9 protein-coding genes are annotated in these 12,852 nt (G+C 74.8%); 4 read left to right on the top strand and 5 right to left on the bottom strand.

The genetic code is table 11. The features are described 5' to 3' along the window. Window positions 1-98 precede the first annotated feature (98 nt). Together CG736_RS20000 and CG736_RS38645 are read left to right on the top strand one after the other, a co-directional pair. Window positions 99-1,232 (top strand): alpha/beta hydrolase family protein, encoded by a 1,134-nt coding sequence (locus CG736_RS20000; RefSeq protein WP_100587553.1) that lies wholly within the window; start codon window positions 99-101, stop codon window positions 1,230-1,232. Window positions 1,233-1,560: 328 nt separating this feature from the next. Beyond that, complete coding sequence (locus CG736_RS38645) at window positions 1,561-1,944, top strand: cold-shock protein (RefSeq protein WP_043915622.1); 384 nt, start codon at window positions 1,561-1,563, stop codon at window positions 1,942-1,944. Window positions 1,945-1,951: 7 nt separating this feature from the next. On the opposite strand, the gene CG736_RS19990 is transcribed toward CG736_RS38645, so the two are convergent. The 4 genes from CG736_RS19990 to CG736_RS19975 form a co-directional block, all read right to left on the bottom strand. Continuing rightward, a complete protein-coding gene (locus tag CG736_RS19990; protein WP_100587552.1) occupies window positions 1,952-2,803 on the bottom strand; it encodes a 1,4-dihydroxy-6-naphthoate synthase in 852 nt (283 codons plus the stop codon). Window positions 2,804-2,806: 3 nt separating this feature from the next. After that, a complete protein-coding gene (locus CG736_RS19985) occupies window positions 2,807-3,484 on the bottom strand; it encodes a futalosine hydrolase (protein WP_100587551.1) in 678 nt (225 codons plus the stop codon). A gap of 11 nt (window positions 3,485-3,495) precedes the next feature. Next, window positions 3,496-4,014 carry a DUF2771 family protein gene (locus tag CG736_RS19980; protein WP_052509746.1) on the bottom strand — a complete coding sequence of 173 codons (519 nt, stop codon included), beginning with the start codon at window positions 4,012-4,014 and terminating at the stop codon, window positions 3,496-3,498. Between the two features lie 61 nt (window positions 4,015-4,075). Then, window positions 4,076-5,416: an MFS transporter gene (locus tag CG736_RS19975; RefSeq protein ID WP_100587642.1), complete on the bottom strand. Its 1,341-nt coding sequence runs from the start codon at window positions 5,414-5,416 to the stop codon at window positions 4,076-4,078. Between the two features lie 495 nt (window positions 5,417-5,911). On the opposite strand from CG736_RS19975, the gene CG736_RS19970 reads away from it, so the two are divergent. Together CG736_RS19970 and CG736_RS19965 are read left to right on the top strand one after the other, a co-directional pair. After that, window positions 5,912-6,793, top strand: a complete 882-nt coding sequence (locus tag CG736_RS19970; RefSeq protein WP_100587550.1) for a DUF3027 domain-containing protein — start codon at window positions 5,912-5,914, stop codon at window positions 6,791-6,793. Window positions 6,794-7,038: 245 nt separating this feature from the next. Further along, window positions 7,039-10,356 (top strand): sacsin N-terminal ATP-binding-like domain-containing protein, encoded by a 3,318-nt coding sequence (locus CG736_RS19965; protein WP_100587549.1) that lies wholly within the window; start codon window positions 7,039-7,041, stop codon window positions 10,354-10,356. A gap of 19 nt (window positions 10,357-10,375) precedes the next feature. On the opposite strand, the gene CG736_RS19960 is transcribed toward CG736_RS19965, so the two are convergent. After that, the gene (locus CG736_RS19960; RefSeq protein ID WP_100587548.1) at window positions 10,376-12,796 is read right to left on the bottom strand and encodes an HAD-IC family P-type ATPase; all 2,421 of its coding nucleotides are present in this window, start codon (window positions 12,794-12,796) and stop codon (window positions 10,376-10,378) included. Window positions 12,797-12,852 lie beyond the last annotated feature (56 nt).

Raw genomic sequence — 12,852 nt, 5'->3', positions numbered from 1 at the left:
CGCACGCGTTCCACCTGAACGCTCAGAATTCCCAGGAACCTCTCAGGCATGCTGATTCTTTCGGGGGAAATCAGCGGGGAGCGAGGGCGCGCGGCGGTATGGGTCTGACCAGTCACAAGGTACTGGCGCTGTCGGCGCTGTTCTCCGTGCTGATGGTGGCGGGCACGGTCTGGGTGTGGCCCCGGCTGGCCCGGCGCAGCTGGCGGGCGGTGCTGGGGCGGCTGGTCACCATCGTCGGCACCCAGCTCGCCGTGATGTGCACCCTGGGCCTGGTGGCCAACAACTACTTCGCCTTCTACAGCAGCTGGGCCGACCTGCTGGGCACCAACGACGACGGTCCGGTGACCATCCAGAACCAGCTGCTCGGCCGCACCAAGGGCGTGGAGCGGATCAGCTCGGAGAACGTCCGCGACACCGGCGCGCTGGGCCGCGACCCGGCGCAGGTCGGCCGGTTGGAGAAGGTCCGGCTGCCCGGCGCGGCCACCGGCCTGTCCACCGAGGGCTACGTGTACCTGCCGCCGCAGTACTTCCAGGCGGCCTTCCAGGACAAGCGCTTCCCGGCGGCGATCGCCATCACCGGCTTCCCCGGCGACGCCAAGAACCTGATCACCAAGCTGAACTACCCGGCGGTGCAGCTGAAACTCACCGTCGAGAACAAGACCAAGCCGACGGTGCTGGTGCTGATGCGCCCGTCCCCGGCGATGCCCCGCGACACCGAGTGCGAGGACGTGCCGGGCGGCCCGCAGTCCGACCGCTACTTCAGCGAGGACGTGCCGTCCGCGCTGCGCTCCTCGTACCGGATCGCGCAGGGCCCGGGCAGCCTCGGCGTGATCGGCAACTCCACCGGCGGGTACTGCGCGCTGAAGCTGGCGATGCGCCACCCGGACGTGTTCTCCGCCGCGGTGTCGCTGTCCGGCTACTACCGGGCGGCCGAGGACCCGACCACCGGCGACCTGTTCGGCGGGGACGCGGAGCGCCGCGAGCAGGCCGACCTGAGCTGGCGCCTGGCGCACCTGCCGGCCCCGGGCACCGCGCTGCTGGTGGGCGGCAGCCGCGAGGGCGACGGCGACTACTTCACCGAGACCGAGCGGTTCCGGGCCGCCGCCAAGGGCACCGCGACCACCGTCTCCGCGATCACCCTGGACACCGGCGGGCACAACTTCAACACCTGGTCGCGGATGCTCCCGGCCTCGCTGGGCTGGCTCGGCGGGCACCTCGCCGACCCCTCCTGACCGGCCCGGCGTCACAGCGCGCAACTCGGTGCGCGCGAAGAGTTTCGACCCGCGTGGACCCCGGGTATGCAGCCATCGCGCGGGCGGACCAGCGGCTGGTCCACGAGATGCCCGCCCGGAGCCGATGAGGGGGTGTGGGCCGATGGAGGGCGCGACAGGCGCGAGGCACGGCCACGCCCCGGCCCGGAATCCCGTCGCCGCTGAGGCGCACGCTGAGGGATCATTGCCGCACTGAGTGGCACCGACCGCCCGTTCCGGCGGCCGAGCCGCGCACATCCATCCGCGACCCGACGGGGTCGCTCGCACCCGACACCGAGGACTTTTCGAGATGCCCACCGGCCAGGTCAAGTGGTTCAACGAGACGAAGGGCTACGGCTTCCTGTCGCGCGACGACGGCGGCGAGGTCTTCGTCCACACCAAGGCGCTGCCCGGGGGCGTCACCACCCTGAGGCCGGGGCAGCGCGTCGAGTTCGGCATCGCCGCGGGCCACCGCGGCGACCAGGCGATGAATGTGACGCTGCTGGACGCACTGCCGTCGGTGGCCGCGAACCAGCGCAAGAGCGCCGACGACATGGCCCCGATCGTGCAGGACCTGATCACCAAGCTGGACAGCGTCCTGCCGGGCCTGCAGCGCGGCCGCTACCCCAGCAAGCCCGAGGGCCAGAAGATCGCCATGGTGCTGCGCGCGATCGCCGACCAGTTCGACGTGTGACCCCGGCTCAGGGGAACGCCAGCGCGCCCGGGTCGACAGCGGGGACGAGTCCCTGCTCGGCGGCCCGGGTGAGCAGCCCGCGCACCGCCGCGTAGCCGTCCTCGCCGAGGTCGGCGGTGAACTCGTTGACGTACAGCCCGATGTGCTGCTCGGCGACGGCCGGGTCCATCTCCTGGGCGTGCGCCAGCACGTACTCCCGGGAGGCCGCCGGGTCCGCCCAGGCCTGCCGCACCGAGGAGCGCACCGTCCCGGCGAGCTCGCGCAGCCGCTCGGCGCCCAGCGAGCGCCGGGCCACGATCGCGCCCAGCGGGATCGGCAGCCCCGTCGCCGCCTCCCACGCCTCGCCCATGTCGGCCAGGCAGTGCAGCCCGTACTGCTGGTACGTGAACCGGGCCTCGTGGATCACCAGTCCGGCGTCCACCCGGCCGTCCCGCACCGCCGGCATGATCTCGTGGAACGGCAGCACCACGATCTCGCCGAACCCGCCCGGCACCGCCTCCGCCGCCCACAGCCGGAACAGCAGGTACGCGGTGGACCGCTCGCTCGGCACCGCCACCCGACGCCCCGCCAGCCCGGCCGCCCCGACGGGCCCCGCGGTCAGCACCAGCGGCCCGCAGCCCCGGCCGAGCGCCCCGCCGCACGGCAGCAGCGCGTACTCGTCCAGCACCCACGGCAGCTGGCCGTAGGAGATCTTCAGGACGTCCAGTTCGCCGCGCTCGGCCAGCCCGTTGGTGACGTCGATGTCCGCGAACCGGACCTCGGGCGCGTCCGCGCCCGCCACCAGGCCGTGCGCCCAGGCGTGGAAGACGAAGGTGTCGTTCGGGCAGGGCGAGTAGGCGACACTCAGCGGCTCGGCCATCGGTCAGACCTCCTGGAGCAGACGGGACACCGGCAGCGCCGCGAAGGCCCGCTCCAGGGCCGCCAGCGCCTCGCCGATCCGCCACGCCGCGCGGTCGCGCGGCCCGACGGCGTTGGACACGGCCCGCAGCTCCCCCGCCGCGAGCCCGAAACGGGCGGCCGCCTCGGCCACCCCGAACCCCTCCATGGCCTCGGCCAGCGCCCGCGGGTGACGCGACCTCAGCTGCTCGGCGCGCGCCGCCGAACCCGTCACCGTGGACACCGTCAGCACCTCGCCGACCGCCCCGCCGGTGGCGGCCGCGACCAGCTCCACCACGCCGTCCGGCGCCGCGTGCCGCACCGTGCCGAAGCCCAGCTCGGCGACGTCGGCGAAACCGTCCGGGGTCTCGGCGCCCAGATCGGCCGCCACCAGGGCGTCCGCCACCACCAGCGACCCGATCGGCGCGGCGGGCGCGAAACCGCCCGCGATGCCCGCCGACAGCACCAGCCGGAACCGGCCGCGGGCCAGCGCCACCGCCGTGCCGGCCGCCGCCGCGGCCGGGCCGACGCCCGCCGCCAGCACCTCGACCGGCGCGTTCCCGCCCAGCCCCCGGCGGACCGCCTCGGCCTCCGCGGGCACCGCGACGACGACGAGCAGTCCGGCGGCGGGGCCGGACTGCTCGGGAAGGCGCTCAGCGGTCATCGACCGGTGCGTCAGCTCTTCTGGTTGTTCATGTTGAAGAACCACACCGCGTAGTACTCGTTGGTGTCCTTGTCGACCGCGGCGACCGTCACCATGGTCCGCTCGTCGCTGCTCATCAGGCCGGCGGCCGCCTGCGAGAGCGAGTAGGTGGTGCCGCTGGCGCCGGCGATGATCGGCGTGCGGTTCTGGCCCTGGCCGGTGAACGCGTACCAGCCCTTGTCCGCCAGGTCCTTCGGCACACCCACGCCGACCCGGTCGCTGGCCCGCACGTCCAGGTTGGCGAGCTTCTTGTCCTCGGAGTCCTTCGCCGCCTGCTGCGCGCACTTGGCGAGATCGGCCTCGGCGATCGCCTTGCCGCCGTTGTAGCAGGTCGGCTCGGCGCGGACCGACGAGGTGCCGACGACCAGCGTGGCCTCGTTCGTGGGGGGCTTGCCGTTGTCCACGGCCTGGAAGACGCCGAAACCGACAAGACCGGCGCCGACGACGGCGGCGGCGGCGAGTCCGGCGGTGACGCTGGTGCTGAGGCTCATGCGCAAGAGGCTACTCGCCTTCCGTGATCACATGACAACGGGGTGCCCGAGTCGCGCGAGGTTACGCCACGCGCGGACGCGCCGCCGAGCGGTGCGGCCCGACCCGCAGCAGCGACCGGAACGTCCACAGCAGCATCGCCGCCGTCACCCCCGCGGCCAGCCACAGCCCCAGCACCGCGTTCAGCGGCAGCGAGATGCCCACCACGCCGCCCACCACCCAGCTCAGCTGCAGCGCCGTCTCCGAGCGGGCGAACGCCGAGGTGCGCACCGCCTCCGGCACGTCCCGCTGGATCAGCGCGTCCAGCGCCAGCTTCGCCAACGACGCCGCCATGCCCGCCGTCGCCGCCACCACCGTCACCGTCACCACGCCGTACCAGAGCGCCGCCGCGCTCGCCGCCAGCGTCGCCAGCAGCAGCATCACCGTCACCGTCAGCTCGGAGCCGCGGGTGCGCAGCCACGAACCCAGCACCGAGCCCAGCGCGTTGCCCAGGCCCGCCGCCGCCGCGACGATGCCCAGCGCCACCGTCTCCGGCAGGCCGTTCGGCGGGTTCTTGCGGATCAGGAACGCCAGGAACATCACCAGGAACCCGACCAGCCACCGCAGCCCCGCCACCCCGCGCAGCGCCATGATCACCGACGGCCCGACCGCCCGCAGCACCCCCTTCGGGCGCGGCTCGGACGGCTCCGCGTGCAGCTCCGCCCGCTGCTCGCCCTTCGCCGAGTCCACCTGCGGCGGCAGGTGAAAGGCCATCAGCGTGCCGATCACGAACACCGCGAACGCCCCGCGCAGCGGCCACCCCGGACCGATCAGGTGCAGCAGCCCGCCCACCCCGCCCGCCACCAGCGTCGCCACCAGGCCCGCCAGCGTCACCCGCGAATTCGCCTTCACCAACGACAACTGGGCCGGCAGCAGCCGCGGCACCACCACGCTGCGCACCACCCCGTACGCCTTCGACGCCACCAGCACCCCCAGCGCCGCCGGGTACAACGCCAGCCCGCCGCCCGGCACCAGACCCGCCATCACCCACGCCAGCACCGCCCGGGCCAGCATCGCCATCGCCACCGCGGAACGCCGGCCGTTCGGCAGCCGGTCCAGCAGCGGGCCGATCACCGGCGCCAGCAGCGCGAACGGCGCCATCGTGATCACCAGGTAGAGCGCCACCCGGCCGCGGGCCTCGCCGGTCGGCACCGAGAAGAAGATGGTCGACGCCAGCGCCACCGTGATCAGCATGTCGCCGAACGAATTCAGCGCGTGCAGCTCGATCAACTTCGCCAGGCCCGACTCGCCCGCGCCCTCCGCGGACGTCGCGCGCCGGATCCGCCGCCCCGTGCCGTGCACCACCCGCCCGGTGCGCGCCCCCGCCGCCGACGCGCCCCGCGCCCACACCCCGCGCGTCCTCACCGTCGGCGGCTCCGAACCGTCCTGATCGGCCGTCGGGCGCGGCTCGTCCGCCTCCGGCTCGCCGGGGGCTGCGAGATGCTGCCGCGGCTCGTCCGACGGCTCCGGCCGACTCTCGTCCTGCCCGGGGCGCAGTCCGTGCTGCGGCGGGTTCTCCTCCGCCACAAGCCCATCCTGCCCGACAAACGCACGCCGTACGAGTGATTGCCCGCGGCACGGCGCGCCCGCGCCCACGGCCCCGGACTGTGCTCCACCGCCGACCGGCGGGTAGCCTGCACTACGCGCCTGCCCGGCCAGCGCAGGGGGTGGCGGACCGGGGCGGCGCGGCCCGGCCACGGAGCGGTCCCCGGTCGAGCAGAATGGATCGGTCCCGCGTCCGCGGGGGTTGCTCTGGAGACGTGGCAGCGGCAACCGGTGCGAGCCCGCCCAGCGGGGGCCGTCTCGGGACAGACCGCAGAATGACAGGACTGGGAGAGAACCGACGCCGTGAGTGCTGCGATGCGAAGCCGTACCCCTGACCGGCTCTGTGCCGAGGCCGTCGATCTCGCCCGCCAGGCAGTTGTGGAGAGCGTCGGAGAGTCCGTCGTCGGCTCCCACGTGAAGGCGAACGCGGATGCCGAGCGCCTGGTCACCCACACCTTCGAGTGCCTCGACCCGGCCTACCGGGGCTGGCACTGGGCGGTGACCGTGGCCCGCGCCCCGCGCGCCAAGAACGTCACCCTCGACGAACTGGCGCTGCTGCCGGGCGCCGACGCCGTCCTCGCCCCCCAGTGGGTGCCGTGGAGCGAGCGACTGCTGCCCGGCGACCTCGGCCCCGGCGACCTGCTCCCCACCGGCGCGGACGACCAGCGCCTGGAGCCCGGCTGGACCGGCGAGGACGAGCCCGCCCCCAACTCGGCGCTGGTCGAAGCCGCCGAGGAGGAGCTGGTGATCGCCGAGAGCGCCATCCAGTCGCCGCCGGCTCGCGCCGAGATCGGCGCCGTGGCCGACGAGCTGGGCCTGGGCCGCCCCCGGGTGCTCTCCCGGAAGGGCCTGCACCAGGCCGCCGAACGCTGGGAGACCGCGTACGGGGCGCAGACGCCCATGGCGCAGTCCGCCCCCGCCTCCTGCAACACCTGCGGCTTCCTGATCCCGATCGGCGGTTCGCTCGGACAGGCCTTCGGCGTCTGCGGCAACGAATTCGGCCCGGCCGACGGCCAGGTCGTCTCGCTCGCCTACGGCTGCGGCGCCCATTCCGAGGCCGCGGTCCTCCCGGCCCCGCCGGTCCCCTCCGAGCTCATCCTCGACGAGACCGTGGTCGAGCCGCTGCACATCCACCCGGACCGCACCTCGGGCTCCGTCGAACCGGACGCGCCCGCGGAGGAGCTCGGGCACTCGTAAGGCCCGCAACCGGGGGCGAACCGCGCGACAGGCGCACAGCTGTCCGCGAGGTCGCGATCAACGGCAAGTCATTGCCCGTGTCGCGATCTCGCGGCGGGTGCCTTCCGCTTCGCGTGGTTCTCCCCCGGCCCCGGCGGGCCGGGAGGCGCCCCCACGCGCCCCTGATCGTGCGCCCGCCGGTTGTGTCCCCCGGCCCTGGCAGAATGCCGACTCGTACGCAGACCACGCGAAGGGCGGCTCGGCACGTGGAGTCTCGGATCATCGGCAGCGCGGCGTCCCCCGAGGGCCCGGACGTCTTCGACACGGCCCGGCTGCGGCACACCGTGCTGGCGGCGTGGACGGCTGCACCGGCGAGATTCCGGGAGGACGCGAACGCCGAGGAGGAGCTCGCGCTCGGCGGGTACCGGGACCGGCTGATCGTCGAGTTGGCGCAGAACGCCGCGGATGCGGCGGCCCGCGCGGGAGTCGCCGGCCGGCTCCGGCTGACCCTGCGGGACGGGGTGCTGGCAGCGGCCAACACCGGTGCGCCGCTGGACGCCGAGGCGGTGGAGTCGCTGTCCACGCTGCGGGCGTCCGCCAAGCGGGAGGACGAGCGGCCGGTGGTGGGCCGGTTCGGCGTGGGGTTCTCCGCGGTGCTGGCCGTCAGCGACGAGCCCGCGGTGCTGAGCCACTCCGGCGGGGTGCGCTGGTCGCTGGCCGAGGCGCGCGCGCTGGTCGAGGAACGACCGGAGCTGGCCGAGGAGTTGACGCGCCGTGAGGGGCACGTCCCGCTGCTCCGGCTGCCGTTCGCGACGGAGGGGCGGGCCCCGGAGGGCTACCACACGGTGGTGGTGCTGCCGCTGCGCGACAGCGCCGCCGAGGACCTGACGGCCCGGCTGCTGGCGGCGATCGACGACGCGCTGCTGCTGACCCTGCCGGGCCTGGCCGAGGTGGTCGTGGAGACCGCCGACGGGGTGCGCACGCTCACCCGCAGCGCGCAGCCGCCGCGGCCGGAACAGCTGCCGACCGTCACCGTCACCGACGGGGAGCGCAGCACCGTCTGGCAGACCGTCGGCGCGTCCGGCACGGCGTCGGCGGAGCTGCTGGCCGACCGCACCACCGAGGAACGGGCCCGGCCGCAGTGGACGCTGACCTGGGCGGTGCCGGTGGACGGGAAGGGGCGCCCGCAGCGGCCCGGGACCGCCGCCGTGGTGCACGCGCCGACGCCGAGCGAGGAGCCGCTCGGGGTGCCGGCGCTGCTGATCGCCTCGTTCCCGCTGGACCCGACCCGCCGGCACGTCGCGCCCGGCCCGCTGACCGACTTCCTGGTGGAACGCGCCGCCGAGGCGTACGTCGAGCTGCTGCGCTCCCGCGGCGCGGACGTCCACTCGCTGGACCTGGTGCCGGCCCCGCTGGGTGGGGGCGCGCTCGACAACGCGCTGCGCACCGCGATCCTGGACCGCCTGCCCGGGACGCCGTTCCTGCCGCACCCGCGCGGCACCGAGGAGGGCACCCCGGCGCTGCGCCCGCAGGACGCGGTGCTGCTGGAGGGCGCCGACGACTCGGTGGTGGAGGCGCTCGCCCCGATCTTCCCCGGCCTGCTGCCGGCCGGCCTGGAGCGCCGCACCGAGCTGCGCACGCTGCGGGTGCGCCGGGTCCCGCTGGCCGAGGTGGTCGACCAGCTGGGCGGTCTGGAGCGCGACCCCGCGTGGTGGCGGAGCCTGTACGCGGCGCTGGCCGGCGCCGACCCGGAGGCGCTCGGCGCGCTGCCCGTCCCGCTGGCCGACGGCCGTACGGTGACCGGCCCGCGCCGGGTCCTGCTGCCGTCCGACGCCGCCGACTGGGCCGGCTTCGAGGGCTACCCCGAGTCGCTGGCCGAGGCCCTCGACCTGCTGGACCTGCGCCTGGCCCACCCCGAGGCCGCGCACCCGCTGCTGGCCAAGCTGGGCGCCGCCACCGCCACTCCCGCGGGTCTGCTGGAGACCCCCGAGCTGCGGGCCGCCGTCGCTCGTTCGCTGGAGCTCGGCGAGGACGACTACGACGCCGCGGTGGACCTCGCGGACGCCGTGCTGGCGCTGGTGAAGGCCGCCGCGCCGGCCCCCGGCGAGCACCCGTGGCTGGCCCGGCTGGCGCTCCCCGACGACGAGGGCGAACTCGCCCGCGCGGGCGAACTGCTGCTCCCCGACAGCCCGTTGGCGAACCTGGCCGGCGAGGACGACGCCGCGTTCGTGGACGAGGACCTGCTGGAGCGCTGGGGCCCCGAGGTGCTGGCCGCGGCCGGCGTGCTCACCACGTTCACCCTGGTGCGCGCCGAGGACGTCGTCCTCGACCCCGACGACCTGGAGCGGCTCGACCCGACCGCCCCCGCCGACCGCGCCGCCGGCGGCGCCCCGACCGGCCTGATCGACGAGGCCCCCGACGGCCTCGCCGACTGGTGCGAGGACGCCCTGGAGTCCCTGCACGCCGACGACGCGGCCGAGTTGGGCGTCCCGCCGGTGGCCGCCGAACTGCTCGCCGTCCGCGACCTCGACCTGGTCGCCGACGACGCCTGGCCGCAGGCGCTCGCGCTGCTCGCCCGCCCCCCGTACCGGGACGCGGTGGTGACGCCCGTCCGCACCCTGCTGCCCGACGGCACCTACACCGACCTGCCGCCGTACACCGCCTGGTGGCTGCGCGACCACCCGGTGCTGGACGGCCGGGAGCCCGCCGGCCTGCGCGCGGCCGGCGCCGACCCGCTGCTGCGCGGCCTGTACGACGAGGCCCGGACGGACCTGGACCCGCAGTTCCTGCACGCCCTCGGGGTGCGCACCACGCTGGCCGCGCTGCTCGCCGAGCCGCACGGCCCGGAGGAGCTGATCGACCGCCTCACCGACCCGCTGTCCGACGTCACCCACCGTCAACTGCACGGCATCTACAGCGCGTTGGCGGCCCTCCCGGCCGAGCGGGTGGAGGCCCTGGACGTGGTGCGGGCGCTGGCCCCGCTGGACGACGGCACCGGCCGCCGGGACGACCGCACCGTGATCGTCGACGCCGCCGCCGCGGTCGTCGCCGACGCCCCCGACCTGGTCGAGCTGCTGCACGACCACCCGGTGCTGCCGGTCCACCCCGCGCTCGCCCCCGCCCTGGCCGAACGCCTGCACGTCTCGCTCGCCAGCGAGGTGGCCGGCGGCCGGGTGCTCTCCGAGGGCGCCCTGCACCGCACCCCCGCAGTGGTCCGCGAGCTGCTCCCCGGCTGCCCCGCCGTGTACGAGGAGCACGAGGAACTGCTGGTGGTCGGCCCCGACGGCGAGGACGCCCGGGTGGACTGGCGCTGGGACACCGCCGCCACCGCGCCGGAGCTGCCCTACGACCCGGAGGACGTCGAGGAGTGGGACGAGGGTGGGGGCGCCTCCCAGCCCGCCGGGGCTGGGGGAGAGTTCGAGGTCCCGCCGGTGCCCGGTCTGCTGCACGCCGCCACGCCCGAGGGCCTGGCCGCGGGCCTGGCCTGGTCCGTCCAGCAGTGGCACCGCCGGTTCGAGGTCCTCGCCGCGCTCACCGAACCCGACCGGGCCTACGAGCTGCTGGCGGCGCGCGACTACGAGTGACGCCCCGGGAGGGGGAGGCCTACGCCGCCGCGTCGGCCTCCTTCTTCTCGACGAACACCCGCGAGGTGACCTCCAGCAGGCACCCGGCGACCACGGCGATCGCCACGCCGATCAGCGGGTCGCGCCAGCCGACCAGCTGGAGCTGGAAGAAGTCGGACAGCCACGGCACCACCAGCACCAGCGAGAACGCGCCGGCCATGGTGCCGATCAGCAGCAGCCGCCACCAGGTGTAGGGGCGGGCGACGATCGCCAGCACCCAGATCGCGGTGATGAACAGCGTCAGGGTGGCGACCGAGGTGTCCGCCTTCAGCGCCGTGTCGTGGTCGGCGCGGGCCAGCGCGTACGCCACGAAGGTGGCGGTGCCGCAGATGATGCCGCCGGGGACGGCCAGCCGCAGCACCCGCCGCACGAAGCCGGTGCGGGCCCGCTCGTTGTTCGGCGCCAGCGCCAGGAAGAACGCCGGGATGCCGATGGTCAGCGAGGACAGCACCGTCGAGTGCCGCGGCAGGAACGGGTACGGGACCTGGGTGAACACCACCAGCAGCGCCAGCAGCACCGAGTACACGGTCTTCACCAGGAACAGCCCGGCCACCCGCTCGATGTTGCCGATCACCCGGCGGCCCTCGGCGACCACCGACGGCAGGGTGGCGAACCGGTCGTCCAGCAGCACGATCTGCGCGACCGCCCGGGTCGCGTCCGAGCCGGTGCCCATCGCCACGCCGATGTCCGCGTCCTTCAGCGCCAGCACGTCGTTCACGCCGTCGCCGGTCATCGCCACCGTGTGGCCCTTCGACTGCAGCGCGCCGACCAGCGCCCGCTTCTGTTGCGGGGTGACCCGGCCGAACACGGCGGTGCGGTCGGCGACCTCGGCCAGCTGCTCGGGGTCGGTGGGCAGCGTCCGGGCGTCGGTGGCGGTCTCCGCGCCCGGCAGGCCCAGGTGCGCGGCGACCGCGCCGACCGACACCGCGCTGTCGCCGGAGATCACCTTCGCCCGGACGTCCTGCGAGCGGAAGTAGCGCAGGGTGTCCGCGGCGTCCTCGCGCACCCGCTGCTGGAGCACCAGCAGGGCCAGCGGCTCCAGCTGCGCGGCCGGGTCGGGGTCGTCCAGCGGCAGCGGGCTGCGGCCCAGCAGCAGCACCCGCAGGCCCTTCGCGCCGAGCTCGTCGACCTCGGCCAGCGCCGGGTGCCCGGCCGGCAGCAGGATGTCGGGGGCGCCCAGCAGCCAGCTGCCCTCGGCGCCGTCGGGCTCCAGCAGCTGCACGCCGCTCCACTTGCGGGCCGAGGAGAACGGGATCGCCTCCAGCACCCGCCAGCGGCCCTCCTCCGGCGGCCCGTACGCGTCGATGACGGCCTGCATGCTCGGGTTCGGGCGGGTGTCGGCCGCGCCGATCGCGCCCAGCGCCTCGGCGACCCGGGTCTTGGACGCGTCGCCGATCGGGCGCAGGTCGATCAGGTCCATGCCGCCCTCGGTGAGGGTGCCGGTCTTGTCCAGGCAGACCGTGTCGACCCGGGCCAGGCCCTCGATCGCGGGCAGCTCCTGGACCAGGCACTGCTTGCGGCCCAGCCGGATCACGCCGATCGCGAAGGCCACCGAGGTCAGCAGCACCAGGCCCTCCGGGACCATCGGCACGATGCCGGCCACCATCCGCCGGACGGCCTCCTGCCAGTCGTTGCGCTGCACCGCGAGCTGGCTGACGATCAGGCCCAGCGCGGTCGGGATCAGCAGGTAGGTGATGATCCGCAGGATCTGGTCGATGCCGGTGCGCAGCTCCGACTTGACCAGGGTGAACCGGCTGGCCTCCTCGGCGAGCTTGGCGGCGTACGCCTCCCGGCCGACCTTGGTCGCGGTGAACGCGCCCGCGCCGGCCACCACGAACGAGCCCGACATCACGTGGTCGCCCGGGCGCTTGTGCACCGCGTCCGGCTCGCCGGTCAGCAGCGACTCGTCGATCTCCAGGCCGTCCGCCTCGGTGACCGTGCCGTCCACCACGACCTTGTCGCCGATGCCGAGCAGCACCGTGTCGTCCAGCACGATCTCGCCGGTGGCGACCTGGACGGCCGCGCCGTCTCGCCGCACCTGCGGGCGGGCCTCGCCGATCAGCGCCAGGCTGTCCAGGGTCTTCTTGGCGCGCAGCTCCTGGATGATGCCGATCGCCGTGTTGGCGACGATGACCAGGCCGAACAGGCCGTCCTGGATCGGTCCGACCACCAGGATGATGCCGAACATCACGCCGATGATCGCGTTGAACCGGGTGAACACGTTGGCGCGGACGATCTCCCGCACCGAGCGGCTGGAACGCACCGGCACGTCGTTGACCTGCCCGCGGGCGATCCGCTCCGCCACCTCGGCCCCGGTCAGGCCGGGGTGGTAGGCCCCGCCCGCGCCGGAGGGGTGCGAGCCGGGGCTCGCGGGAGCAGTGCCTTCCGCTGGGTGCGTCATGGCACCGACTCTAGGTGGGCGATTTGGGCAGTGCGCCCCGCCTCGGCCGTTTCGTG

The sequence above is a fragment of the Kitasatospora sp. CB02891 genome, assembly GCF_002803145.1.
Classification (GTDB): Bacteria; Actinomycetota; Actinomycetes; order Streptomycetales; family Streptomycetaceae; genus Kitasatospora; species Kitasatospora griseola.
Note: the sequence above shows the minus strand (reverse complement) of the source record. Positions and strands in the feature narration are given on the sequence as shown.

Coding starts and splice junctions, on each gene's coding strand:
- CG736_RS19970 (WP_100587550.1), top strand. CDS start 5,912: ATGCGAAGCCGTACCCCTGACCGGCTCTGTGCCGAGGCCGTCGATCTC.
- CG736_RS19985 (WP_100587551.1), bottom strand. CDS start 3,484: ATGACCGCTGAGCGCCTTCCCGAGCAGTCCGGCCCCGCCGCCGGACTG.
- CG736_RS19980 (WP_052509746.1), bottom strand. CDS start 4,014: ATGAGCCTCAGCACCAGCGTCACCGCCGGACTCGCCGCCGCCGCCGTC.
- CG736_RS38645 (WP_043915622.1), top strand. CDS start 1,561: ATGCCCACCGGCCAGGTCAAGTGGTTCAACGAGACGAAGGGCTACGGC.
- CG736_RS19960 (WP_100587548.1), bottom strand. CDS start 12,796: ATGACGCACCCAGCGGAAGGCACTGCTCCCGCGAGCCCCGGCTCGCAC.
- CG736_RS19990 (WP_100587552.1), bottom strand. CDS start 2,803: ATGGCCGAGCCGCTGAGTGTCGCCTACTCGCCCTGCCCGAACGACACC.
- CG736_RS20000 (WP_100587553.1), top strand. CDS start 99: ATGGGTCTGACCAGTCACAAGGTACTGGCGCTGTCGGCGCTGTTCTCC.